The following is a 24,823-nucleotide window of genomic DNA, read 5'->3' on the forward strand; positions in this document are numbered from 1 at the left end:
CTCTTTTCTACCAGTTATCAATTTCTTCTTTCAGAATTTTCCAGTGCTCATCATTCATCTCATAAGGAGTAAAAATACAAACACCCGATGCACCACCTTTTTTAGATGCCTGAATAGCCTGCTGAAACTCTACAGGAGTAGGAAATGCAGGCATATATAACCCGCTGTATAGCGGTGCTCTTCCGTTTAAAGCCTCCACACCCTCAATACATGACTGCTCTACCCAATCAATACCTTCCTGGTAAAAGCTGTTATAGTTCATGGGGTAATAAGCATCCAGACTCCACTTATCCCACTCCTGACGAACCAATGTTTTTGAGATAGTAGGTGTTGGAAACACTGCCGCATTTATTTTATTGCCTTTGGCATGCACGGCCTTGGTTAATTCATCTACTGTTTCGGTTACCATATCATAACGGAACTGACGCCACCTGGCATTATCCGGGGCTGCATCACCAAAGGCAGAAGCATCTTCTCCGGTTTCCTTTTTATAGCGTTCGATACAATCATCACAGTAGCAGAAATCGAACTCTGCATATTCTTTATCCATCACTAAACCATAAACATCCCAAAGGTCGCGTGCCAAAATCACATCTGAATGACGGATGTAATCTAAATGCACACCATCAATATTTGGGACCTCAGCCAAGTCTTCAACAAGCTTGGTTAAATAGGCTCTTACCTCTGGTTTAGTCGGACACAACCATTTATAATAATCAACAAAAGGTGGGTGCTCAGCAGTTGATTTACCATCACGACTAACGGTATACCAATCGGGATGCTCGCTTAACAACTGCTCACTATAACGACGTAAAATAGTTTGCCAGGCATGCAACTCCAGTCCATGCTTATGCGCCAGCTCAATAGCGGCCGGATATTTTTCCAGTGCGCACTGGTACATCACGCCATCTATACCTGTTTCCTTTAGCTTAACAAACATCTTCTCCAACTGGGCAGAATCTTCATTTTTCCCCTCACCCATCCACACATAGTGTTTAGCTGATGAAGATTCCTTTGCCGGTTGACAAGCTTTTAAAATTGACAGAATGCCAATAGCGAAAATGAATGACAGTTTCATTAATTGCTTCATAATACTTCGTTTTTAGAGGTTTTATGCTCTAATGTCGGCCAATTATTTTGAAGTGCGAAATATAGGAAGCCTGCTACAGGCCGAATTGAAATCTTGTTACAGATAATTGAACAAATGTGCCATATCTTTTTTTGTTTGATGAAGCAGTATTTAAACTGATTGCCATGAATAAAACAGAACACACTGACATATTGATAGTTGGTCAGGGACTGGCTGGCACGCTACTATCCTACCATTTATTGAAGCGTAAAATCGCCCATAAGATTATTGACATTTACAAAGCAGGATGTGCATCTCGTGCTGCTGCCGGACTTATTAATCCAATTGTGGTTAAACGCATCACCCGCACCTGGCAGGCCGATATCTTCCAGCCCTATGCTCATTCATTATACAGCGAATTGGAGCAATTTCTGGCAAAACGCTTTTATTACCCTATGCCTATTAATAAAATATATGGCAAAGATGATGAACAGTTTTGGCGGCATCGCATGCAAAAAGATGGTCTGGAAGAGCAGCTGTCGTGCGAAGCAAAAACGGATTTACCTGAGGGCATCCATCAGCCATATGGCTATGGTACCATTCACCGATGTGCCAGACTAGATATGATCACTTTGTTGGACAGCTATCGTCAATTTATCACACAAAATAAGATTCTGATTGAAGATGAGTTATATGACGACGATGTTCTGATTGCGGAAGAAGGCGTACAATGGAAGCATATAAAAGCCGGGCGCATTATCTTTTGCAGGGGTAGTTTTGACAGCAAGAGTCGTTTCTTTGAGCATTTGAAGTGGAACAATACCAAAGGCGAGCTTTTGGATGTTGAAATTCCGGACCTGCACCTGCCATCAATCCTGAGTAAGGGAGTTTTTGTGATGCCAGTTGGAGCCAATCGCTTCAAGATAGGGGCCACCTATGCGCATCACTGGGAAGACCTTGCTCCAACAGAAGATAAACTGGAGGAATTGATGAACAAATGGCAAATAATTTCGGATCTGCCACTAAGCATTACCCAACAGATAACGGGTATTCGGCCAACATTGGCAGACAGACGTCCGGTGCTAAGTTTACTGGAGAAACATCCACAAGTAGGTCTGTTCAACGGATTGGGGTCGCGCGGTGGACTGATGGCTCCATACCTGGCAAAGCAGCTGACCGAGCAGATTAGTTATTTAGAACCCTCTATCTAACAAGAGGCAATCCGAAAATCAGAAAATGATTATAATAAACTTATAATTCGTAAAAAACACCTCTCATCAATCCTCTCCTTCAAGGAGAGGAAGTCACTACTTAGAAAAGATATCATCCTGGATTACATACAGTTGCCTTTTCGGATAATATCACCTTCTCCTTGAGGAGAAGGCCGGGATGAGGTGATGAAGTTATAGATTAACTGTATAAAAAATATCTCTTCATTTTCGGACAGCCTCTCTATTTATTATATGATTGTAATTCTTTTACTCAATACTCTCTTCAACAACTTCTTCAACTTTCTCGCGCTTACCATTAAACACGAAGTTAATACCCAGGCGTGCATTGACGTATTTCGCCGATGATGGCTTAAATACAGAGTTGAGATTATCGGTGACTGCATAGACCTGGAAAGCACCAAGATTAAGAGCCATCCCGGCACCCAGGTTGGCTGGAGCATTTTTCATATACGAGTAGGTGATAGCTGTTGACAACACCCGTCCTGCCTGCAATCCGGTTGCTAGCGTTACCTGTGGCACCAGCTTGCTGTCAACGAAGTAGTTTTTAGACACCAACCCCAAATTGAGCCAGCGCTTCAACTGATAGTCAGCAGACACATTAAAGCTTCCCATTAGGCCTGTTTTATAGCTACCTCCATCGTTGTTAAAGCGAAATGTGTTTTCAAAATCATCGGCCAGTTGATCCAGATAATCTGCATCACCTTCATCACCTGTTATCTCATCTGATACATCAACACCATCATACTCAAATATACCACTGGTGTATAAACGTGATGTACCCTCTTCCCACTTAATGAAGCCAATATCATTAAAAGCGGCGCCCAAAAAAAGCTTGTCTGTTAATTGATAGGTTGCACCAAAATCAAAGCCCCACCCTGTATTCTTAGTAGATGTAAATAAATCATCAGCACTGTCGCTAACATCAAAATCATCCACAAACCCTTCGGCATCGTAGGTAATATCAAGTGGTATATTAGTGCGGAATGAGGCATCTGAAACAATCCGCATACTTCCATTCTCAAATGTTTCCATATCAAGGTTGAAATACTCAGACTGCACATTGGCAACACCAACCAGGTACTTTACACGCATCCCCACTGTCAGCTTTTCATTAATCGTACGAGAAGCACCAATGGCAAGCTCATGATAATCAAGACCATTAACATACATATCAGAAAAGGAATGATTAACCGGTTTGTTACCATCATAGTCCCAGTTACCATATCGCAGGTTCATAAAAGTAAGTGGATAATTCATTTTGACCTTGAGCTTATGGTTGATATCAAACGTGAAGAACCATTCTTTAAGCGCAAATCCAAAACCCAGTACCTGAAGAGATGCTTCTGTTGCAAACAGGTTATTATCCCGCATCTGACTGGCGGCATGTTCCAGGTCAATAATTAATGAGTCGGCTTGCAAACCAGTACCCTGACGAACAATATCACTCCAGGAGAATCCGCTATTGGAACCGTTGAATTGTACGCTTCCCAGTGCCGGCATGGCCAGATACCATTTTTTTACCGGACGAAATGCCGGATTAAGTTGCGTCGATTGCGGAATACCTTTAGTGAACATCAAGGAGTTATCCTGAGCACCCACACCCAGGCTGATAGCCAGTAGCAGAAGTGCAATATATAATTGTTTCATTATCTGTTAATGTTAGATTAGTTATTGTATTCAATTTTTCCACGGATACCTAATTGCATCTCCAAGGCATTTTGTCGCTGAAACACAACCATCTGCCCCTTCTCATAGTCGGAAGTATTTAACTGCACACGAACTCTTAATTCTGATGCAGCCTTTAAACTCTCAATCTGCTTATCAGTAAGTGTTACTTCGACTATACTCTCAACGGCCTCACTGACCTTACCCTCAGCATTAACTAATGCCGGTTTCACCATGTCAATATTCATTGTTTCAATGATAGATGAGGACTGCTCCTCATAAAAGTCGATTGTGGCAGAGGCTCCTATTGGCAAGCTGTTAACCGATGTAATCACAATGTTGCCTTTGGTTAAATCATCGATCATGTCAATGTCTCCCAACTCAACAACTTCCTCATCTAAGGCTGCATTAAGTCGCAGCTCCAATGGCACTTCAAATCCATAACCAATGTAGATGCGGTCCTCATCGTATAGCTCAACTTCATCACCTAATACCCCACCTGGATTAAGGGTGAGTATGCCACCATAATTTAGTTGTTCAGGCGTTTTGGCAATAAATGAGCTGACATTTGAATTCTCAGATGTCAATATATGGCGAGAGCGCTTAACTTCTTCACCACTATCAGCTCCATCAATTGTGAAAGGCACGGAACTTAAAGGCATTGTTGACCCATCATCAAGGCGACCACTTAATCCCGCAGCAATTTCACCCATAAATGGAGTAGCATTATCCACAATAATACTCAACTGCGGATCAGCAAACTCAATATCGCCTGGTATATCCTTTAACACGTCAAAATCCAGTTCATAAATACCCTCATCCATTGTTACCTGATTCTCATCCATTGTTCCTTTCACATAATTTAAAGAAAGCTCATCAATAGTGAGGGTAACGTTACCCATAGATGTGCTGTAATTTGCACCTCCATATAAAGGCTGCACAGATAACCCTAAGTCCACTTTGTTTTGCAGTAATGAGATACGATCGCCAGTAAATGACTGAACTGTTGTTTGTCCGTTATAAACCTCCAGAACTACCTCGCGGACTGCTCCCGGAACATTACTAACAGGTATAGCAACGGTCAATAATAGAGGCTCCTCCAGATTACTTCCCGAAGCTGACAGTCGGTAGTTGAGTTCCATCTCATTCACTGCTGCATTAGGAATTGAGAATGTTAACTCCTCAGTTGCTTCATATGAGGGCTGTGTATTAAACGCTTCAAATGGCACCAGCAGGTCGATAGAACTGGCTGATAACCTGAAAAAATCGTTTATCCCCACATATTCCAATGAGTCATTCTCCTGGAACAATATGATATTCTCACCATCATATTTAACCATATCTGTCTGGTCCGACAGAATATCTTCCATGGTCACGCTGGTTTTAGCCAAAGGAATGGCCACACCGGCATTGACATTTACATCATCTACTAAAAGATCAGTATCAAACTCATCTCCAATACAGCCCGACAGTATTGTTAATACAAGCAGACTGCTCAACATCTTTTTCATAATAAGCTAGTTTAAAAACATCCGGATAGCCTCAGGTAATTTCTGTGCGGAGCACTGACTACAATTACCTGTTGGCACATTCATTTCTTTCCCTTGATGGTACAACAACTAAACGCGGTTTGCTACATAAGGTTTCATTGCAAATAGCCGCTTTTTGACGATTGACAAACCACAAAAAAAATCTCCGTACGCTGTTACATGTACTTCAATGACTTATTGATAAACAAACGTTATGAGGCTATGATTTTATTCCATAAACGAGCTGAAAATATTGATAAAAAAAAAGAGCTAACCATAGGCCAGCTCTTCAATCATATAATGGATGAATCTTTTATTCAAACATATTTCTCATGCGACTAAAAAAACTTTCTGCACTTCCCTTTTTAGGTTCAAAGTTTTCGGCTCCCTGTAACTTCTCAATGGCTTTACGCTCATCCTTATTGATGTCTTTAGGAATGAATACCTGTATGTGCACCAGTAAATCACCCTTGCCATAGCTATTAACTTCGGGCAATCCTTTCCCTCTCAATCGCAATATTTTGCCCGGTTGTGTGCCCGGTTCAATCTTCACCTTAACGGCACCATCCACGGTTGGAATTTCAGCTGTTTTACCAAGTATAGCTTCGGGTATACTTACGTTCAGGCTGTATATTAAGTTATTGCCATCTCGAACCAGTTCAGGATGCTTTTCTTCTTCAATCAGTACCAATAGGTCGCCGTTGATACCTCCCCGGCGTGCTGCATTACCTTTGCCCGACACAGACAATTGCATACCCTCTTCAACTCCTGCAGGTATGTTCAGGCTGATGATTTCCTCATCGCGAGTAATACCTTCACCAGCACAATGGTTACATTTATTGGTGATAATCTTTCCTTCTCCACCACAAGTCGGGCAGGTTGATGACGTTTGCATCTGCCCCAGAATAGTATTGGAGATACGTGTTACCTGACCTGTTCCGTGACACGTTGAACAGTTACTGTAAGAAGAACCGTCCTGTGCACCGGAGCCACCACAAGGCTTGCACTCAACGTACTTCTTCACCTTAATTTTCTTTTCGGCACCATTGGCAATCTCACTCAGGTTCAGCTTAACCTTAACGCGTAAGTTCGAGCCCTTATTAACTCGTCGTCCCCCCCTTGATGAACCACCAAAGCCACTAAAGCCACCGAAACCACCACCAAAGATATCGCCAAAATGGGAGAAGATATCATCCATGGACATACCACCACCTCCGAAACCACCTCCGGCAGCACCGCCAACACCAGCATGACCATACTGATCATAGCGCTGTCTTTTTTCATCGTTTGAAAGCACCTCATAAGCTTCTGCCGCTTCCTTAAACTTTTCTTCAGCAGCCTTATCCCCCTGGTTTTTATCGGGGTGATACTTTATGGCTTTCTTGCGATAAGCCTTTTTTATTTCCTCCTTAGAAGCACCTTTTGACACTTCCAGTACTTCATAGTAATCTCTTTTCGACATAGTACAGTCTCTTTATTCTCCTACAACAACTTTAGAAAAACGCACCACTTTTTCATGCAAAGTGTATCCTTTTTCGATGCAGTCGATAACTTTTCCTTTCATCTCTTCTGTTGGCGCAGGAATTTTAGTAACCGCTTCGTGCAAATCAGTATCGAAATCCTTTTCTTTGGCTTCAATTTCCTTCATGCCCTGCTGCCCCAGAAAGTCGTTAAATTTTGTCTGAATCAGCTTAATCCCTTCCTTAAGCGATTCCACATCTTTAGCATCATCAATATGCGCCATGGCCCGGTCGAAATCATCAATAACCGGCAACAATGCTAGCAAAATGCTCTCCCCGGCCGTTTTGGTAAGCTCCATCTTCTCTTTGAGCGTGCGACGGCGATAGTTATCATATTCAGCACTCAGGCGCAGATACTTATCGTTTGCTTCATTTAGCTTATTGGCCATTGTTGCTTCTTCCGACTGCTCAATGGTATCCTCCACCTGTTCCTCAGATTTAGCATTTTCAGCTTCTGCAGCAGGCTCTACCTGCTCCTCTACCATTTCCTTAATCTCTTCAGCAGCCTGTTCATCCATAGCCTTTTCTTTCGCTCTTTCCTTTTTTGATGACTTCTTATCCATTATATCTTACTTTATTATTACCAAAATAATACCAGCCCTTTAACAGATTGGCTAATCGCCTGCAAAATTACAATTATTCTGCCAAGTTGTTGAATAATGGACAAATTGACAGAATATCAGTGTCTCCAAGGCACCATTAAAGCAGGTATATGACAAAAGGCACACTCTACATTAAAAGAGTATGCCTTTTTGCCATTGTTTTATTATTAATCCGTTATTTAACGAACTGCTGTAATTTAGCTTTTAATGCTGTCCCTCTAAGGTTTTTGGCCACAATTACTCCGTCTTTATCAATCAGGAAATTAGCAGGAATGCCATTAACGCGATATAAGGCAGCCGCTCTGCTATTCCATCCGGCCAAATCACTCACATGATAGGGCCAGCTAAGTTGATCATCCTCGATTGCCTGCTTCCAGGCTATCTGCTTCTTATCCAGTGATACACTGTAGATTGTGAATCCTTTACCTATGGTAAAATCCTGGTCTTTAAATGCCTTGTATGCATCCACAACCACAGGATTCTCTCGTCGGCAAGGACCACACCAGCTAGCCCAAAAATCAATTAAAACAACCTGGCCACGCAACTCCTCAAGCTCCATTACCTTTCCATCCGGATTGCGCAGTTTAATGTTTGGTGCTTTCTGCCCAACATTTACTCCTGTTTCCTGAGCATTAAGCGACACAGTTATTAACATCATAATAAGTCCCACACAGGCAGGATATACCTTAATCAGTTTCATACATGTTGTTTTTGGAAAAATACTAAATCGCTGAAAGGAAGGCTAGCGATTTTTCAATCTTTGAATACTCAGCGTCTTTATTAACTATACGCCCTTCACCGTCAATAAGAATATTAACCGGCTCGTTGATGTTATACATCGTGCTAATGCTACCGTTGGTTCCCTGATAATCGCAGATATGCAAAAACGCAGAGGTTTCATCTTGCTCAATGGCAAGGTTGAGTGGTGCTTTAAAGCGGTCAAGAGAAATACTTACTACAACAAAGTCTTCTCCTTTATAGAACGACTCCTGCTTATACGTTTCGTACAAGCTACTCAGGTAGTAATTATTCATGCGTGACTGCGCATCGTATGACGCCCAGAAGTTAAGGAGAACCATCTTTCCCTTCAGGTCCTCCAGATTAAAAGGCGTACCATCGATCTGCTCAGTCTGGAACACCGGGGCCTTATCCCCTTCTTCCAAACCAACTACAGTTGTCTCACTGTCATGCATAAACGACAGAAAGAACAAGCCCACAGTTACAGTAGCTAATATTAACTTTAGCTGCTTCATGATACAATAGTTGAAATTAATTTTCGGTGTAAAGTTTCAGAAAAATATATGAGGTATTTTATCTTTTTAGATAAACATGCGGTTTTATGTGATAAGCGTCTGATTTATGGGTACAAAATTAAATATTGCCGCCCGAGCGTACAATATTTTGACGACTTGTAAATCTTAAATCTATTTTTATATTATGCAGAGACAGAATGTATAACACTGATATTCTGCATATTAAATCTCACTTAGAAGCAAAGAATAGGATAGAATGAGTCTAAACAGGCAAATTCTCGGCCTGTTTGTTGCACAATATTTGTTAATATTTCTTTAAATACGTTTAATTCGAGCACCTAAGTTTTGAAGACGTCCATCAATATTCTGATAGCCACGATCTATCTGCTCAATATTTTGGATAGTACTTTTACCCTGGGCCGAAAGAGCTGCTATTAATAAGGCGACTCCGGCTCGAATATCAGGTGAAGTCAGATTGGCTCCTCTCAATGCATTTTCTTTATTTAGCCCGATAACGGTTGCCCGGTGAGGATCGCAAAGAATAATACGCGCTCCCATATCTATTAACTTATCAACAAAGAATAATCGGCTTTCAAACATCTTCTGATGAATAAGCACACTGCCTTTTGCTTGCGTGGCAACTACCAGGAAAACACTAAGCAGGTCAGGTGTTAATCCTGGCCATGGCGCATCAGCAATGGTCATGATAGAGCCATCAATAAAGGTATCAATTTCGTAATGCTCTTGTGTTGGTATATAAATATCATCGCCCACAACCTGCAGGTTAATCCCCATTCGCTGAAACATCATCGGGATAATACCTAATTGTTCAACGCCTACGTTTTTAATGGTTATTTCAGAACTAGTCATGGCAGCCATACCAATAAAACTGCCTACCTCAATCATATCGGGCAATATGGTATGGGCACAACCTTTTAATTCCGTTACTCCTTCTATCTCAAGCAAATTAGAACCAACACCGGATATTTTAGCGCCCATGCTAATCAACATCTTGGAAAGTTGTTGCAAATAAGGCTCACACGCAGCATTATAAATTGTAGTCTTACCAGGGGTTAACACAGCTGCCATTAAAATATTTGCAGTACCTGTGACAGATGCTTCATCAAGCAGCATATAAGTACCTTTCATAGCTGAGGCCTCAACTGTATAAAAAATATCCTCGGCATCGAAATTAAAAGTGGCACCTAGCTTTTCGAACCCGATAAAATGAGTGTCCAAACGTCGTCGTCCAATTTTATCACCACCTGGTTTTGGGAAATAAGCCTTACCGAAACGAGCCAGCAGCGGCCCCATAATCATGATGGAGCCTCTCAGCGATGAAGCTCTTTTTTTGAAATCAACAGACTGAAGAAATTCAAGGTTAACATCAGCCGCAGTAAATTCACAGGCATTTCTGTTAATGCGATTGATAACAACCCCCATCTCACCCAAAAGATCAATCAGGTTATTAACATCAACAATATCCGGAATATTATTAATTCTTACAGTCTCGGAAGTTAATAACACAGCACATATCACCTGTAAGGCTTCATTCTTGGCACCTTGGGGTGTAATTTCTCCTTTTAGACGGTGACCGCCTTCGATTTCAAAGCAATTCATTTTGTCAAGGCTTAGAGGATAACTAGCTACTTTTTCTTTGGCTTATTTTGAGGGCGCTTTTTCCCGCGATTTCTGTTCTGAGGTTGCTCTTTAAACTCTGTTAACTTCGTTCCTTCTTCAACCTCCAGCTTACCCTTTGACATTCTTTTAAGATCATCAAAAATCCGTTCGTCCGTCACCGAATCCTTATTCCATATGAACAGTGACTTCTTCATGTGATTGGCGATCATTACGTTCAGGTGCTTTCGTTCTGTTTCATCTTCCAGAAGAATGGCCTGTTCAATCATCTTCTCAACCAGTTCACCGTAATGTTTATAGCTTATCTTACTGTTCTTATAAGGTATTTTGTCGGGGCGTTTGGTAAGTGTTTCTTTCTCCAACAACTCATACGGATAGTCAATATCCAAATTAAAATCAGCCATAATAGCCAGATGATCCCAAAGCTTGTGCTTAAAATCGTTTACGTCACGTAAATGTGGAAACATATTACCCATGATGCCAATTATTGTTTTGGCACACTTGGTTCTTTCTTCACGATCCTCAATGGTAACAGCGTGGTCAACCATTTTTTGAATATGACGGCCATATTCGGGCAGAATCAAATTTTTTCGATTAGAATTGTAATCCATTAATAGATATTAAATCTTACTTATTTATTCTTCAAACGGCGGTTGTTCTCGGAACTTTCTTTTCTTTACTTAGGAGTAGTGTTACCGTGTTGTTTATTAGCGCAGTAACCGAATGCCACAAAACTAATTCAAAATTTTTAGTTTGGCAAATTTGAGTAATAATTGTTTCTGCCCTGCATTAACGAACCTGACAGTAGCTTTTACATTCGGATCAACACCCTCAATACTAATCACCTCACCAACACCAAAACGTTCATGTTCCACCTTCATACCTGCTTGTAATCCATTGGTGTTCGATGATTGAAATTTAAGCTTTGGTTTTTCAGCTCCTGCACCGGATGATCTATAGTTCATGCGAATACGAGGCTTGAGCGTGGGGGATGACTGCGCACCCATTGGCTTTCGGAACGATGGCTGTGGTCGCTCATTACCCACAAAATCTTCCGGGTTGATATCGAGAAACGCCTGATCAATGTCGCCAATAAAACGACTGGGACGGCTATAAGTGAGCTCACCATACTTATAGCGAGAACGCGCAAACGATATGGTCGCATTCGTTTCTGCACGTGTCACCGCAACATAAAACAGGCGTCGTTCTTCTTCCAGGTTTTTTTCACTATCGGTCGATTGAGTGGCCGGGAACAGCCCTTCTTCAACACCAACGATATAAACATTTTTAAACTCAAGTCCCTTGGCGGAGTGAATGGTCATTAACGTCACCTTATTAATATCATCACCCTTTTCATTATCCTGGTCGGTCAGCAAGGCCACATCTTCAAGGAAGTTAACCAGCTGGGCCGGTTCACCCTCTTCCTGCCTGGTTTCAGTAAATTCCTTAATACCGTTTAAAAGTTCATCAATGTTATCAATACGCCCCTGTCCTTCTATAGACTTATCGTTGTGTAAATCTTTCATGATGCCACTGGCAGACGCAATTTCAGCCGCGAGTTCGTAAGCTGAGAGGTTTTCGAGTTGTGCTTTGAACTGTGCAATGAGTGCCACAAAACTTGCCAACTTCTTTTGTGTACCAGCATTAATCCCTAATTGAGCAATGTTTGGATTAATAAGTACATTCCATAAACTCTGATCACTGTTATCAGCAGCAGCCGTTAGTTTATCCATTGTGGTCTTTCCAATGCCACGGGCCGGATAATTGATCACTCGTTTAAGCGCTTCCTGATCGGCAGGGTTAATGGTGAGTCTGAAATATGCCAATAAATCTTTAATTTCTTTGCGCTGATAAAACGACAATCCTCCATATATTTTATATGGTAGATTCTTTTTACGAAGAGCTTCCTCAAACACCCTTGACTGAGCATTGGTACGATAGAGAATTGCAAAATCCTTATACTCGCAATGCTCTTTCATACGGCGCTCAAAGATATCATTCGTAATTAAAAACCCTTCCTCTACATCGGAGTAGGCCTTTAACACGCGAACTCTGCTCCCTTCATCGTTGGCCGAGAAAACATTTTTCTGAATCTGGCCTTTATTTTTGGCGATGATGCTATTAGCAGCATTCACAATATTTTGTGAAGAGCGATAGTTTTGCTCAAGTTTAAACAACTTATAACCTGGATAATCATTTCTAAAGTTGAGGATATTCTCAATTTTGGCTCCCCTAAAACTATATATACTCTGGGCATCATCACCAACTACGCAGATGTTCTGATGCTTCTCGGCCAGCTTCTTTATAATAAGGTATTGTGAGTAGTTGGTATCCTGATACTCATCTACCATCACATAATCGAACTGGTCCTGGTATTTCTTAAGCACATCCGGAAAATCGCGAAACAATATATTAGTGTTCAGCAATAAATCATCAAAATCCATCGCTCCAGATTTATAACACTCTTTCATATATTGGGCATAAATCTCATAAATCATGGGCATTTGTGAAGCCTTATCGTGAGCTGTGCGATTCACATCTCGCGCATATACAACCGGTGTTACCAAATCATTTTTAGCGGCTGAGATGCGAGATAGCACACTACCTGGCTTATACGCTTTTTCATTGAGCTTCATCCTTTTCACAATACTCTTGATCAGGTTCTTTGAATCCTGTGTATCATAGATGGTAAAAGACGAAGGATATCCCAGATGTTTCGATTCGAAGCGCAGGATACGCGCAAATATGGAGTGAAAAGTACCCATCCACAAACTACCGGCAATGCCCTGACCAACCACTGAGCCAATCCGTTCTTTCATCTCCCTGGCAGCTTTATTGGTAAAAGTCAGCGCCAACACCCTGTATGGTTTAACGCCCTGCTGCAGCAGGTGTGCTATACGAAACGTTAACACACGTGTTTTTCCAGAACCAGCACCGGCAATCACCAATGATGGACCATCTGTTTCGACCACAGCACTGCGCTGGGCATCATTTAACCCCTCTAAATAATCCTGCACTATCTAATGATTTTGATTGATGAACTTACTCTTGCAAAAATAGAAGTTCATTTGTAAACAACGAATTTGTAATGTAATAATCCCTACCTTTTTATCGTTAGAAGATTTATTATAGCTTTGAATAAAATAACAGTCTTTTAGCGCAAGGCTATTGTCGAAAGAGTTTTAGTGACAGTCTGCGTTAATTAACTATATCTAAACGATGCAAATAGTTCGATTCTTACTCATCCTGATACTGGCAACACTGATTTTGCCACAAACCCATGCACAAATAAGCTCCAATGCCTTTTACTCCGAACCAACACAATATGGCGGTGGTGAAGTGGAGGATCCCATCTTCTTTTATCAAGACATTAATGGGGCAACACTGACTGCTCCTCCAGGCATCAACTACCAATGGTACCAGTATTCAACCAATTCGGGCGCGTTTGAGATAATGCCAGGTTCAACCGGCAGCATGCTTAATTCAATAGGGGAAAATGGCTATCGGGTAGAAGTGGAAGAAGCCAGTGGCAACAGAACCAACCACTACTGCTGGAATTTTGTGCCTGATGCTCAGGTTGACTCTGTGGGTATACCTTTTGCTTCATGTGATAACCTGCGCCTCACTGCTTATACCCAGAACAAAACACTGACATATTACAAACACAAAGGCGATAATAGTTCTCTCACCGTTGATTATGGCTATGAATGGAGCTCTTCTCCTTCAGGTCCTGTTTCGGAAAATAGCGATTACACGGCATTTATTGATGCACCAACAGAAGATACAGAATACTCAGTTGTTGTAGGGGGCAAGTTTGCATCTGACCTGCCTCCGGCGGAAGCCAGCAAATCCTATTCGGCTATTGCCGTGGAAGCCAAATATACTTTTGAAACAGAAGGCACAGCAGATAACGAGGCCACTGATGGATCGGCCCCGATGGTGGTTCGCTTTACCGATGAATCGTTAGGTAAGGTTACGGACTGGGAATGGACATTTGGCGATGCAGGTAAAGACTTTGTAGCGAATCCGATCTTTACTTTTCAAAAGTTTGCAGAGAATGGCTACCCGGTGGTATTAATCGCCAGAAACCTTGATGCAGGATGTGAAAGTGAAACTGAACCCGAGGTGTTCACAGTTAGCGAGATGGTAGTTAAAGTACCTAATGCCTTTACACCATTTAGCACTCCGGGCGACAATGATGAATTCAGGGTACTATTTCGTTCGGTCAATAAATTCACCATGGTTATCTATAATCGATGGGGACGTAAGGTTTTTCACACGAGCAACCCAGAAGTAGGATGGAACGGGCGCATTGGCAATCGTAAAGCCGAACCTGGCGTCTATTTCTATAAAATAGAAGCGGAGGGATTTAACCCGGCAGAGAAAGCTGAACTGGAAGGCCTTGTTCACCTGATTGTGAATTAACTACTCTGGCTATGACATAAAAAAGGAGGGCCTTCACCCTCCTTTTTCTATTTTACATCTTAATCATCCTTCTCTTCTTCTTCAAAAGCCTTAATCAGCTCCACCTGAATTTCTGGTGGTACCTTATCGTATTGTGCAAATGACATGGTATAAAAAGCACGTCCACCTGTGATACTACTCAATGAGGTTGAATACTTGTTCATTTCCTTCAATGGCACCTTGGCCTTGATTACTTCAAAACCCTTTTCACTAGACATACCTTCAATCATGGCGCGGCGTCCTTGCAAGTCACTCATCACATCACCCATGCGATCGCTTGGCACCTTCACTTCAACATTATAAACAGGCTCAAGAATTTTTGGTCCTGCATTTTTAAAAGCCTCACTAAAAGCATGTCTACCAGCCAATTTAAATGATATTTCATTGGAGTCTACCTGGTGCATCTTACCATCATACACCCAAACACGTATATCGCGTGCGTACGAACCGGTCAGCGGTCCTTCTTCCATCTTTTCCATTATACCTTTCAGGATGGCAGGCATAAAGCGTGCATCAATAGAACCACCAACAATACAGTTGTTGTAAACCAGTTTTCCTCCCCAAGGTAATTTATGTTCTTCTGTCCCTTTAACATTTAGCTTAATCTCCTGCCCGTCAATCTTCATTGAACCAGGCGTTGGCATATCTTCGTAGAATGGTTCGATAATCATATGCACTTCACCAAACTGACCTGAACCACCCGACTGCTTCTTATGACGATAATCGGCACGCGCCACTTTTGTAATCGTCTCACGATAAGGGATACGTGGTGAAAGGAATTCAATTTCTATCTTATCGTTATTCTCAATGCGCCATTTCATGGTATTCAGGTGGAACTCACCCATACCAAACACAATAATCTGTTTAAGTTCTTTTGAATACTCGACACTTAAGGTTGGATCTTCTTCGTGCATACGTTGCAGCACTTCACCCAACTTTTCATCATCACTTTCATTAACGGCTTTAATAGCTGTTCTGTATTTTGGATTTGGATACTTGATCGCATCAAAAACAAAATCTGTTCCTTTGCTATTAAGGGTATGGTTGGTATGTGTTTCTTTAAGCTTTACAGTAACACCAATATCACCGGCCACCAGCTTTTCAACTTTATGGCGATTATTACCGGCCATGCAATACAACTGTGCGATGCGCTCCTTAGCATTGCGGTTGGCATTGATCAGGTCCATGCCTTCTTCTACCTGGCCAGACATGACCTTGAAGTAAGATACTTCACCAAGGTGCGGCTCAATACTGGTTTTAAACACAAATAAAGATGTTGGCCCATTAACATCATAAGGCACCTCTGTACCATCATTAGTTACAGGAACAGGCATTTCTGATACATTTGGCACCACATTACCTAAAAATTCCATTAAACGGCGTCCGCCCATATCTTTTTTGGCAGACACGCAAAAAACAGGAAACATATCTCTGGCAATTAAACCTTTATGAATACCCTGTCGCATCTGGTCCTCATTTAATGTCCCTTCTTCAAAATAAAGTTCCATCAATGATTCGTCATTTTCAGCAGCTGCCTCAACCAATGTATTATGCAGCTCATCAGCCATCGCCTTCTGATCAGCAGGAATATCAAGTATCTCAGGCTCGCCTCCGTCGGGGCCCCATTGGTACATCTTCATTTTTAACACATCCACAACGGCATTAAAATCGGCTCCTACACTAACCGGGTATTGCACTACCACCACCTTATTGCCAAACACCTCTTTGGCCTGTTCAATGGTTTGCTCATAGTTGGCTTTTTCGTGATCTAACTGGTTAACCACGAAAATAACCGGTTTCTTATGGTCATCTGTGTATCTGAAAAGGTTTTCGGTGCCCACTTCAACGCCCTGCGTTGAATTTAGAATCATGAGTGCCGTATCAGTCACATTAAGGGAAGTAATGGCACCACCAATAAAGTCATCGGAACCAGGACAGTCGATAATATTAAATTTACGTCCCAGATATTCGGTAAATAATACAGACGAAAAAACCGAGTAACCATATTCATGTTCCACTCGGTTATAATCAGATACTGTATTATTGCTTTCAACGTCACCACGACGCTTAATGACCCCGCCTTCGAATAACATTGCTTCAGCGAGGGTGGTTTTACCAGAGCCGCTACCACCAAGTAGCGCCAGATTTTTTATTTGATCAGCTTGGTACACTTTCATAAAGCTTAATTTAAGAGTTTGTAAATATTTTAGGTAAATTATGGGTATCCGTAAAATTAGTAATATTTAGATAACATACAAGCTTCTTGAAAGCAAAGTACCTTCCCAATATCAACATTTTAGCACCTTTTAATTGTGCGATTTTCCGATGTCTTTTTCTTTAATTAATTCCTTTAATAAAGCTTATCTCCAATTGATTCAGTTGAAATTGAAAGTTAATCTCCGTAATTTGACCTCTCATTTATTAACACTCGCACAATGGTTTTAGAAGGAGAAGCTCAGAAACTGAAAGTGATCATCGAAGAAGATGACAGAGTATACCAGCGACCTTTATATGAAGCCGTTGTATTTGCTGCCAAAAAATACAAAATGGCTGGTATTACTGTATACAAAGGCATGCTCTCGTATGGTGCCGATAGTATTTTAAATAACAGCAAGGTCTTTTCTTTAACAACTAACCATCCAATTGTAATAGAACTCATTGATCGCATTGAGCGCATCAACAGCTTTGCCGAAATAGCCACCAAGCTGCTGGAGAAAGCCAATTGCGGAGGCATCATCTTTACTGAAGCCGTTGATGTTGTCTTATACAAAAGCAGTAAAAGCAGCCATTCTGAGCTTAAAAACAAATGATTCTACTCCATAATTTAGACTGATTAGAATATGCCCACACCCATCTTGTAAAGTTTGCGCAAAGCTGCTTTCTTAATTATATTTGGCGCTGACTTTAATTAAGACAATGATTAAACAAGGCATTTCACTCCTATTATTTATATTGACGGCTTTAACGTTGAGCTTTGGACAACGTGTTCCGTCACAACAACCAAAACTGGTTGTATTTATTCTGATAGATCAACTAAGTACTGAACAAATTGTGGCGTTTAGAGATCAGTTGTCAGACAATGGTTTTAACAGGTTGATTAACGGAGGGGCATTTTTCAGAAATGCCACCTACCAGTCGGCCACCAACTATTATGGTGCCAAATTGGCCACCCTGGCCACCGGTTGCAACCCTTCCACGCACGGAATAGTATCAGACTGGTGGTACGATTATATCAGAAACAAAGAAGTAAACGCACTTTATGGTGATATACCAAATGCCAGCGACCGGTCAATGAGTTATCCTTCAACAGAAAGACTTTTAACCTCAACCATTACCGACGAATTAAAGTGGATAAACAACGGCAAGTCAAGGGTAACTGCCATAGGTATTAATCCCAATTATTTGGTTTGGAACGGTGGGCATACACCGGATTACCTTTACCAGATTGATAACAATACGGGCGACTTTATATCCATCAACACAGTCGACACTACGCAAGCAGTACCTGAATGGGTGACAGACTTCAATGACATGAAACTGTTGGACACATACAGCAACCGGGAATGGGGTCCACTCAAAAACCTGAACCAGTACCATCAAATGAAATACTTCAGAGAAGAACGTGAGCATGCTTCATCGTTTTTATACTCACTAACCAAGCAAGCTGGAGATGGTGCTTACCTGCCTGTTATTCACTCGCCTTTTGGCAATAAACTAATTCGCGATTTTACTGTTTCGCAGATTATTAATGAAAATTATGGCAAAGGTTCTGTAACGGATGTTATTGCATTGCAATTCACAGCTAAAACTGTGCATGGAAATCCCGATGGCGGCTTTGATGCCGAAACACAGGATATGTTGCTGCGGCTCGATTTGGAAATAGCTGATATATTAAAAACAATTGACAAAGAAGTCGGTCTCGAAAACGCACTTATCACATTAAGTTCAGTTTCTACACCAACCCGTCCGGCAGTGGAAAATACCAAAGGCAATGTTCCGACTGGTATATTTAGCGGCCAAAAGGCAGCATCTCTGGCCAATCTATTTTTGATGGCTAAATATGGACAGGGCAAATGGGTAATGACTTATAATGATGGTCAGATATTTTTAAACCACGCGTTGATTGCAGAGCGGAAGATAGATCTTAACAAAGTAAAGGAGGAAGCAGCCAGCTTCATCAGTGATATGGAAGGGGTTGCATATGCCATACCTATTTCTGAGCTTCGCTTCTCGGCTTCAGACATAGCCTCTTTAAGGAGCCTGAAACTTAATTATCATCCGGATCGTTCGGGTGATATAGCTATTAAAATCAATCCGGGCTGGTTTGAAGAGCTGCCGAATGGCCAAAAGATTGCCCGCAACTGGAATGGTTCGTACCATCCTTTGATTATGTATGGTTGGAAAATTAATCCGCAAAATGTCTACCAAACAACACCGATGACCCATTTTGCACCAACCATCTGTTCCTTCCTGCAGATACCATTTCCCAATGGCTGTGAAGGCGAACCATTACCCGGTCTTATTTATTAAAACGCTCAACTACTTTGTGAAAATCATTCAGTAACGATAAGTCCTGCTCAAGCACGTTGCCCACCACCACCAGGTCGGCTCCAGCTTCATAGGCTCTTGATAAATCATCAACACTTCGAATACCGCCGCCAATCATCAACGGGATATCGACAGCTGCCTGCACAGCGTTTATGATTGCTTGTGATATGGGCTGCACAGCACCGCTGCCTGCGTCCATATAAATCATTTTCATACCCAGGTATTGGCCTGCAAGCGCGGTTGCAACAGCAATATCCAATTTTTCAGAAGGGATGGGCAATGTTTGACTGATGTATTGAACTGAGGTATTGGAGCCTCCATCAATTAACATATAGCCTGTAGGAATGGCTTCAATATCATTTGCTTTAATATGCGGAGCAGCTGCCACATGATGACTTATCAGAAACTCGGGATTACGGCCTGAAATTAATGACAAAAACAGCACTGCATCCACTTCGCTGCACAACTGAATGGATGAACCGGGATAAAGCACCACCGGCTGGCTAACATGCTTCTTCAACTCCTTGACAAATGCACTTGTATCATTACTAATAAGGCTTCCACCAACAAGTAACAAATCGGGCTTTGATGAAGCCAAAATCTCATTTAGAGCAGCCATCTTATCAAAGGAAAACTTATCTGGATCAATTAGAAATGCCAGTTGCTTCTTACCCTTATCATATTTTTCTTCTAACTGTTTATAAATCATCTTACTCGTCATTAACAATAGACCAATGTATAAGCTTCATTTGCAAGATACGCCAGTTGCAGTTTACTAAGAGTGTTCTGATTTACAAAATCGCACAACAAACCACCTTCGGTGCTTAACTGAAACGGATGTATTTTGAATTGCTCTTTAAATATTACTCCATAAACATTGTAATACTTATAAAGCGCCTCCTTGGCTGACCACAACAAAGTCAGGTAATTTAATTTCTTATTCTCTTCGATATAACTTGCTTCATCGGCATGAACAAAGCGATTGGCGACCTTTTCAACTCTTGCCTGGCATTTTTCAATATCAATAGCTGTTGGCTTATCGGAAATACTCACTGCTGCATAACCATCGGTATGTGAAATACTGATATATGATGCACCATTAGTCAAGGTTGGCTTTCCATTTTCCACATAAATCAGCTCAGGATAAAAGCCTAATAGTTCTTTCAGTAACAAGCGCGATGCCAACCACTCCTGCTTCCGTTTGTCAAGTCTAAAAGCGTTTACAACCGCTTCATCTTTTGCTGAAACGCCTAATAAACACTTTAACTGCTCAACACGCTCATCAATCTTCCATATCGCCACCTTATGGTGCGCTGATATATCTATTCGTTTTTCAAAAGGCATCAGTTATCTATTAGTCCATTCAAGCGTTTCCATCAGGTGAATGACATCCTCTTCAACAAAATCGATCACAGGAGCCAGACTATCCTGATTAGGCTTGGCGTTAAAATATAATGAGCCCCGGATAAAATGATGCAAGCTGTCAGTGGCAAAAAACTGGAGTGGTGAGGCTGCATTCCCTTTAATCTCATAAAGGATGCCCATCACCTGTTTTTGCTCATTGTAGAACATGCGTTCGTTAATAGCATCAGCCTTAATGGTATGCTTATAAGCTAACTTACGGCTATCTTCCAGCAGATCATTAAAATTATCAACAACTGCCTTGTAACTGATATGAATCTGCCCATTCATCTCCGGAAAAACAATATTCAACCAGTATGCCTCAGCGTTAACACTGGTATCGGGTATTGCTTTGGCATAAGAAGGATATTCAAACTGATAAGGAAATGGCTGGTCAAATGCCTGGTAGTCCTTTTCAGGCAAAACAATTCTGAAATAGCCCCTTGGCTTGGGCGTGGTTTTCTGGCGACAGGCACTTGCTACAAACATTACAAGTAATAACATTAACCCCAGCCGCATTATAACTCTTAGCATACCTACTTCTTTATTTCGAACTTCACTTTTTTTATCCGCCTGTTATCGGCTGCTACAATCGTAAAAACACAGTCACCATGCTTGATAACATCATTCTTTTGAGGAATTTGTCCTTTTAGCTCAAGAATTAATCCGGCCAATGTTTCGGCTTCGCCCCTCACTTTGGCAAATAGCTCTTCATCCGTCTCGGTGATTTTATGGAAATCATTTAACAGCACCTTCGCCTCAAATACTATTGAGCCATCTGGCATCCTTGTGAAATATTCTTCATCATCGTCCAGTTCATCACTAATATCGCCAACAATTTCTTCTAATATATCTTCCAAAGTGACAATTCCCATCGTGCCGCCATACTCGTCAACAACAATGGCCATATGAATTTTGTGCGACTGAAACTCTTCCAATAAATCATTAATCATTTTTGTTTCAGGTACATAATACGCCTTCCTAATCAGGGATTGCCACTCAAATTCAGGACCTTCATCAAGGTGAGCCAATAAATCTTTCACATATAGGATACCTTTCACATTATCCGGTGTTTCTTCAAAAACCGGAATGCGTGAGTAACCTGAATCAATGATAACCTGCAGCACCTTGTTATAGTTGCTCTTAATCTCCACATCAATCACATCAACACGTGCAGTCATAATTTCTGACACATCAATATTCCCAAACTTTACAATCCCTTCGAGAATATCTTTCTCTTCCGAAATATCACTCCCTGTCAATTCCAAAGCTTGTGAAATGTCATCCATCGACAGACTGCCGACTTTTTTAGCAATCCGGCGATTAACAATACTGGTGGACTGGGTCAACACAATACTCAAAGGTTTCAGAATGCGGGTTAACACCATCAGTGGATAAGCCATAAAGGCTGCAAATTTACGTGGGTATTGCGAAGCATAAACTTTAGGCAAAATCTCACCAAAGAACAGGATGATGCCGGTTATAAAGATGACCTCAAAAACAAATTTGATAATTGTGCCTTCACCAAAATCAACAATCGTAGCCGCCACAAAAGATGTGAGAATGACAATGGCCACATTGACAAAATTATTGCTGATTAAGATAGTTGCCAGAAGTGTTTCCTTATTCTTAAGATGATTGAGCACCTGCTTGCTTTTTTTACTCTGGTTTTCCTTCAAGGACTTTAAATCACTGGGTTCTAAAGAAAAATAGGCCACCTCAGAACCTGAAATTAATGCTGACAACAGCAAAAGGCACAGATTGATAATAATAGCGAAAAGCGTGCCTATTGTAAAAGGTAAAAAATCCAGCCCCGAAGAGCTGGAGGAGATTATTGTACTAATACTATCGGTTTCCAAACAAGTACTTTTAAGTTAAAGAAATTAGAATGGTAAATCATCAGTTTCGTCATTACCTAGGAAAGTATCTTCCTGAGCTGGCGTATTCATTGGTGCACTCGGCTGGGTAGGCTGTGATGACGATGCCATACCACCACCCTGCTCGCCTGTAGCCGGATTATCGGATTTTCGTCCAAGAAGCTGCAAATTATCAGCATATATTTCGGTAACATAACGCTTGTTGCCATCTTTATCATCGTATGAACGCGTCCTGATCTTACCCTCAATAAACAACTGCGTTCCCTTCTTCACAAAGTTTTCAACAACTTTTGCCAAACCTCTCCATGCTACTATGTTATGCCATTCAGTTCTGTCAGGCACCGTCTGTCCATCTCTACCTGTATAGCCACGTTCTGTTGTCGCCAACGAGAAATTTGCAACTGCAACATCATTATCCAGATATCGAACTTCCGGGTCTTTACCTACATTACCAACTAAAATTACTTTATTAACCGACATGGTTTTACTGTTTAGGTTTAAATGATTTAAAAATACAAAACTTTAAAGTTAAAACAAAAGTAGATTAATCCTGCCTAACTCGGATTCTTTCATCAAGAAAATTAGCGACCAATTGTGAAAAGGGATAGTTCTTAATTTCGTTTAAATTGACCAGAACATAACCACCATCAAGACCATTTACAACTGATTTATCTGCAAAGTAAAAGGAGGCGTTAATCACCTGGTGACTTAAAATATGCTTCTTTTGAGCAATCAACACCACCTCTGTACCCAGCTCTCCAGACAACTCTTCTGGCGCAACTTCATGTTCAGTCTCCGTCAGCGGTAATTGATAAAGGTTCTTCCAAATATCATTTCCCGAACGCTTTTCCAGGTAAATAGCCCCTTCATTTTCTATAAGAAAGTAGTTGAAATAGCGCTGGCGCTGTTTAAGTTTCTTCGACTTAGCAGGCAACTCGGACACTGTTTTTTGGCTAAAGGCGATACAGTCATCATTAAAAATGCACCCGTTACACACGGGGTTAGCAGGTTTACACACTAATGCTCCATACTCAATCATGGCCTGATTATGATCGCCTGGCTCTTTCTTATTCAATAAAACTTCTGCCATTAAGGCAAACTCTTTCTTTCCTTCGGTAGTATCAATGGGAGTGTGTATCCCTTTAAGTCGCGAAATAAACCTATACACATTTCCATCAATGGCCGCTCGTGGTTCGCCAAAACAAAACGAACTGATAGCAGCCGCTGTATAAGGCCCAATTCCTTTTAGCTTTAGAATATCATTGTAGGTTGATGGAAATATCCCTTTCAGCTCAGTACTAATAAAGCGTGCAGTGGTATGTAGATTTCTTGCCCGAGAATAATATCCCAATCCCTGCCACAACTTCAACACTTTTTCCTCGGAAGCCATAGCTAAACTGTGTACATCCGGGAACTCCTGCACAAATCGCTCATAGTACGCAAGACCTTGCACAACCTGGGTTTGCTGCAATATAATTTCTGATAACCATACCTTATATGGATCATTAACTGAGCGCCACGGGAGCGACCTTTTATAAACATGATACCATTGCAGCAATTTTATTCCGAAATCCGTCATTATTAAAATTTTAAGCAAAAATAATGCATTTGTTTTTTTTTATTGAGATTTCATTTATCTTTGCAATCTGAATTTTAGAAAACGACTGTAAATAATTGATAATTAAATAATTTTAAGAAAAAATGACAAAGGCTGATATCGTAAACGAAATTTCAAAAAATACTGGAATTGAAAAAGTTACAGTTCAGAAGACTGTTGAGGCTTTTATGGATACTATCAAAGGTTCTTTGGTTAAAGGTAAGAACGTATATTTGAGAGGTTTCGGTTCTTTCGTAGTGAAAGAGCGTGCTGAAAAAACAGCTCGTAACATCTCTAAGAATACTACTATTATTATTCCAGCCCACTTCATTCCTTCGTTCAAGCCTTCTAAGAGCTTTGTAACAAAAGTTAAGAATAACGTAAAGAAATAATTATAACCATTTAAAACGTTGAGCCATGCCAAGTGG

22 protein-coding genes are annotated in these 24,823 nt (G+C 41.1%); 5 read left to right on the top strand and 17 right to left on the bottom strand.

Annotation, left to right across the window (positions count from 1 at the left end; genetic code table 11):
• Window positions 1-7: 7 nt before the first annotated feature.
• On the bottom strand, window positions 8-1,090 hold the full coding sequence (locus KEM09_RS03950) for a family 10 glycosylhydrolase (protein ID WP_212225811.1): 1,083 nt from the start codon (window positions 1,088-1,090) through the stop codon (window positions 8-10).
• Between the two features lie 164 nt (window positions 1,091-1,254).
• On the opposite strand from KEM09_RS03950, the gene KEM09_RS03955 reads away from it, so the two are divergent.
• Window positions 1,255-2,280, top strand: coding sequence for an NAD(P)/FAD-dependent oxidoreductase (locus tag KEM09_RS03955; protein ID WP_212225813.1), 1,026 nt, complete (start codon window positions 1,255-1,257; stop codon window positions 2,278-2,280).
• Window positions 2,281-2,547: 267 nt separating this feature from the next.
• On the opposite strand, the gene KEM09_RS03960 is transcribed toward KEM09_RS03955, so the two are convergent.
• The 9 genes from KEM09_RS03960 to KEM09_RS22075 form a co-directional block, all read right to left on the bottom strand.
• Complete coding sequence (locus KEM09_RS03960) at window positions 2,548-3,948, bottom strand: DUF5723 family protein (protein WP_212225815.1); 1,401 nt, start codon at window positions 3,946-3,948, stop codon at window positions 2,548-2,550.
• A gap of 17 nt (window positions 3,949-3,965) precedes the next feature.
• Window positions 3,966-5,477 (bottom strand): hypothetical protein, encoded by a 1,512-nt coding sequence (locus KEM09_RS03965; RefSeq protein ID WP_212225817.1) that lies wholly within the window; start codon window positions 5,475-5,477, stop codon window positions 3,966-3,968.
• A gap of 331 nt (window positions 5,478-5,808) precedes the next feature.
• Entirely contained in the window at window positions 5,809-6,957 is a 1,149-nt protein-coding gene (dnaJ, locus tag KEM09_RS03970; protein ID WP_212225819.1) for a molecular chaperone DnaJ, read from the bottom strand.
• Between the two features lie 12 nt (window positions 6,958-6,969).
• Window positions 6,970-7,578: a nucleotide exchange factor GrpE gene (locus tag KEM09_RS03975; protein ID WP_212225821.1), complete on the bottom strand. Its 609-nt coding sequence runs from the start codon at window positions 7,576-7,578 to the stop codon at window positions 6,970-6,972.
• A gap of 214 nt (window positions 7,579-7,792) precedes the next feature.
• Complete coding sequence (locus tag KEM09_RS03980; RefSeq protein WP_212225823.1) at window positions 7,793-8,317, bottom strand: TlpA family protein disulfide reductase; 525 nt, start codon at window positions 8,315-8,317, stop codon at window positions 7,793-7,795.
• A 22-nt stretch (window positions 8,318-8,339) separates the two neighbouring features.
• Window positions 8,340-8,870, bottom strand: coding sequence for a TlpA family protein disulfide reductase (locus tag KEM09_RS03985; RefSeq protein ID WP_212225825.1), 531 nt, complete (start codon window positions 8,868-8,870; stop codon window positions 8,340-8,342).
• Between the two features lie 315 nt (window positions 8,871-9,185).
• The gene (gene murA, locus KEM09_RS03990; RefSeq protein ID WP_212225834.1) at window positions 9,186-10,490 is read right to left on the bottom strand and encodes a UDP-N-acetylglucosamine 1-carboxyvinyltransferase; all 1,305 of its coding nucleotides are present in this window, start codon (window positions 10,488-10,490) and stop codon (window positions 9,186-9,188) included.
• 26 nt (window positions 10,491-10,516) lie between these two features.
• Window positions 10,517-11,119 (bottom strand): DUF4290 domain-containing protein, encoded by a 603-nt coding sequence (locus KEM09_RS03995; protein ID WP_212188734.1) that lies wholly within the window; start codon window positions 11,117-11,119, stop codon window positions 10,517-10,519.
• Between the two features lie 123 nt (window positions 11,120-11,242).
• Window positions 11,243-13,525, bottom strand: coding sequence for an ATP-dependent helicase (locus tag KEM09_RS22075; RefSeq protein ID WP_212225836.1), 2,283 nt, complete (start codon window positions 13,523-13,525; stop codon window positions 11,243-11,245).
• A 202-nt stretch (window positions 13,526-13,727) separates the two neighbouring features.
• Between KEM09_RS22075 and KEM09_RS04005 the strand changes: the two genes are divergently transcribed.
• The gene (locus tag KEM09_RS04005) at window positions 13,728-14,933 is read left to right on the top strand and encodes a T9SS type B sorting domain-containing protein (protein ID WP_212225838.1); all 1,206 of its coding nucleotides are present in this window, start codon (window positions 13,728-13,730) and stop codon (window positions 14,931-14,933) included.
• 59 nt (window positions 14,934-14,992) lie between these two features.
• Here the strand turns inward: KEM09_RS04005 and KEM09_RS04010 are convergent, their stop codons facing one another.
• On the bottom strand, window positions 14,993-17,149 hold the full coding sequence (locus KEM09_RS04010) for an elongation factor G (RefSeq protein ID WP_212225840.1): 2,157 nt from the start codon (window positions 17,147-17,149) through the stop codon (window positions 14,993-14,995).
• 258 nt (window positions 17,150-17,407) lie between these two features.
• On the opposite strand from KEM09_RS04010, the gene KEM09_RS04015 reads away from it, so the two are divergent.
• Entirely contained in the window at window positions 17,408-17,782 is a 375-nt protein-coding gene (locus KEM09_RS04015; RefSeq protein WP_212225842.1) for a DUF190 domain-containing protein, read from the top strand.
• 106 nt (window positions 17,783-17,888) lie between these two features.
• Window positions 17,889-19,502: an alkaline phosphatase family protein gene (locus tag KEM09_RS04020; RefSeq protein ID WP_212225844.1), complete on the top strand. Its 1,614-nt coding sequence runs from the start codon at window positions 17,889-17,891 to the stop codon at window positions 19,500-19,502.
• Here KEM09_RS04020 and KEM09_RS04025 read toward each other — a convergent pair.
• The 6 genes from KEM09_RS04025 to mutY all read right to left on the bottom strand — a co-directional run bounded on the left by KEM09_RS04025 (window position 19,492) and on the right by mutY (window position 24,377).
• Window positions 19,492-20,229 (bottom strand): phosphoglycerol geranylgeranyltransferase, encoded by a 738-nt coding sequence (locus KEM09_RS04025; protein ID WP_212225846.1) that lies wholly within the window; start codon window positions 20,227-20,229, stop codon window positions 19,492-19,494. The two genes, KEM09_RS04020 and KEM09_RS04025, sit on opposite strands and share 11 nt — an antisense overlap.
• Before the next feature lie 11 nt (window positions 20,230-20,240).
• Complete coding sequence (locus KEM09_RS04030) at window positions 20,241-20,864, bottom strand: 4'-phosphopantetheinyl transferase family protein (protein WP_212225848.1); 624 nt, start codon at window positions 20,862-20,864, stop codon at window positions 20,241-20,243.
• A 3-nt stretch (window positions 20,865-20,867) separates the two neighbouring features.
• On the bottom strand, window positions 20,868-21,455 hold the full coding sequence (gldD, locus tag KEM09_RS04035; RefSeq protein WP_212225849.1) for a gliding motility lipoprotein GldD: 588 nt from the start codon (window positions 21,453-21,455) through the stop codon (window positions 20,868-20,870).
• 2 nt (window positions 21,456-21,457) lie between these two features.
• The gene (gene gldE / locus KEM09_RS04040) at window positions 21,458-22,780 is read right to left on the bottom strand and encodes a gliding motility-associated protein GldE (RefSeq protein WP_212225851.1); all 1,323 of its coding nucleotides are present in this window, start codon (window positions 22,778-22,780) and stop codon (window positions 21,458-21,460) included.
• 24 nt (window positions 22,781-22,804) lie between these two features.
• Window positions 22,805-23,278 (bottom strand): single-stranded DNA-binding protein, encoded by a 474-nt coding sequence (locus KEM09_RS04045; RefSeq protein WP_212188724.1) that lies wholly within the window; start codon window positions 23,276-23,278, stop codon window positions 22,805-22,807.
• A 64-nt stretch (window positions 23,279-23,342) separates the two neighbouring features.
• A complete protein-coding gene (gene mutY, locus KEM09_RS04050) occupies window positions 23,343-24,377 on the bottom strand; it encodes an A/G-specific adenine glycosylase (RefSeq protein ID WP_212225853.1) in 1,035 nt (344 codons plus the stop codon).
• Between the two features lie 122 nt (window positions 24,378-24,499).
• On the opposite strand from mutY, the gene KEM09_RS04055 reads away from it, so the two are divergent.
• Complete coding sequence (locus KEM09_RS04055; RefSeq protein ID WP_212188722.1) at window positions 24,500-24,787, top strand: HU family DNA-binding protein; 288 nt, start codon at window positions 24,500-24,502, stop codon at window positions 24,785-24,787.
• Window positions 24,788-24,823: the final 36 nt, after the last annotated feature.

This window comes from Carboxylicivirga mesophila, assembly GCF_018271975.1.
In the GTDB taxonomy this organism is placed as follows: Bacteria; Bacteroidota; Bacteroidia; order Bacteroidales; family Marinilabiliaceae; genus Carboxylicivirga; species Carboxylicivirga mesophila.

Excerpts from the sequence above, each read along its gene's own strand:
- KEM09_RS03975 (WP_212225821.1), bottom strand. The coding sequence starts at position 7,578 with ATGGATAAGAAGTCATCAAAAAAGGAAAGAGCGAAAGAAAAGGCTATG.
- mutY (WP_212225853.1), bottom strand. The coding sequence starts at position 24,377 with ATGACGGATTTCGGAATAAAATTGCTGCAATGGTATCATGTTTATAAA.
- KEM09_RS03965 (WP_212225817.1), bottom strand. The coding sequence starts at position 5,477 with ATGAAAAAGATGTTGAGCAGTCTGCTTGTATTAACAATACTGTCGGGC.
- KEM09_RS03955 (WP_212225813.1), top strand. The coding sequence starts at position 1,255 with ATGAATAAAACAGAACACACTGACATATTGATAGTTGGTCAGGGACTG.
- gldD (WP_212225849.1), bottom strand. The coding sequence starts at position 21,455 with ATGCTAAGAGTTATAATGCGGCTGGGGTTAATGTTATTACTTGTAATG.
- dnaJ (WP_212225819.1), bottom strand. The coding sequence starts at position 6,957 with ATGTCGAAAAGAGATTACTATGAAGTACTGGAAGTGTCAAAAGGTGCT.
- KEM09_RS03995 (WP_212188734.1), bottom strand. The coding sequence starts at position 11,119 with ATGGATTACAATTCTAATCGAAAAAATTTGATTCTGCCCGAATATGGC.
- KEM09_RS03960 (WP_212225815.1), bottom strand. The coding sequence starts at position 3,948 with ATGAAACAATTATATATTGCACTTCTGCTACTGGCTATCAGCCTGGGT.
- KEM09_RS03985 (WP_212225825.1), bottom strand. The coding sequence starts at position 8,870 with ATGAAGCAGCTAAAGTTAATATTAGCTACTGTAACTGTGGGCTTGTTC.
- KEM09_RS04045 (WP_212188724.1), bottom strand. The coding sequence starts at position 23,278 with ATGTCGGTTAATAAAGTAATTTTAGTTGGTAATGTAGGTAAAGACCCG.
- KEM09_RS04055 (WP_212188722.1), top strand. The coding sequence starts at position 24,500 with ATGACAAAGGCTGATATCGTAAACGAAATTTCAAAAAATACTGGAATT.
- KEM09_RS04010 (WP_212225840.1), bottom strand. The coding sequence starts at position 17,149 with ATGAAAGTGTACCAAGCTGATCAAATAAAAAATCTGGCGCTACTTGGT.
- KEM09_RS04020 (WP_212225844.1), top strand. The coding sequence starts at position 17,889 with ATGATTAAACAAGGCATTTCACTCCTATTATTTATATTGACGGCTTTA.
- KEM09_RS04030 (WP_212225848.1), bottom strand. The coding sequence starts at position 20,864 with ATGCCTTTTGAAAAACGAATAGATATATCAGCGCACCATAAGGTGGCG.
- KEM09_RS03950 (WP_212225811.1), bottom strand. The coding sequence starts at position 1,090 with ATGAAGCAATTAATGAAACTGTCATTCATTTTCGCTATTGGCATTCTG.
- KEM09_RS04015 (WP_212225842.1), top strand. The coding sequence starts at position 17,408 with ATGGTTTTAGAAGGAGAAGCTCAGAAACTGAAAGTGATCATCGAAGAA.
- KEM09_RS04025 (WP_212225846.1), bottom strand. The coding sequence starts at position 20,229 with ATGATTTATAAACAGTTAGAAGAAAAATATGATAAGGGTAAGAAGCAA.
- KEM09_RS04005 (WP_212225838.1), top strand. The coding sequence starts at position 13,728 with ATGCAAATAGTTCGATTCTTACTCATCCTGATACTGGCAACACTGATT.
- KEM09_RS03980 (WP_212225823.1), bottom strand. The coding sequence starts at position 8,317 with ATGAAACTGATTAAGGTATATCCTGCCTGTGTGGGACTTATTATGATG.
- murA (WP_212225834.1), bottom strand. The coding sequence starts at position 10,490 with ATGAATTGCTTTGAAATCGAAGGCGGTCACCGTCTAAAAGGAGAAATT.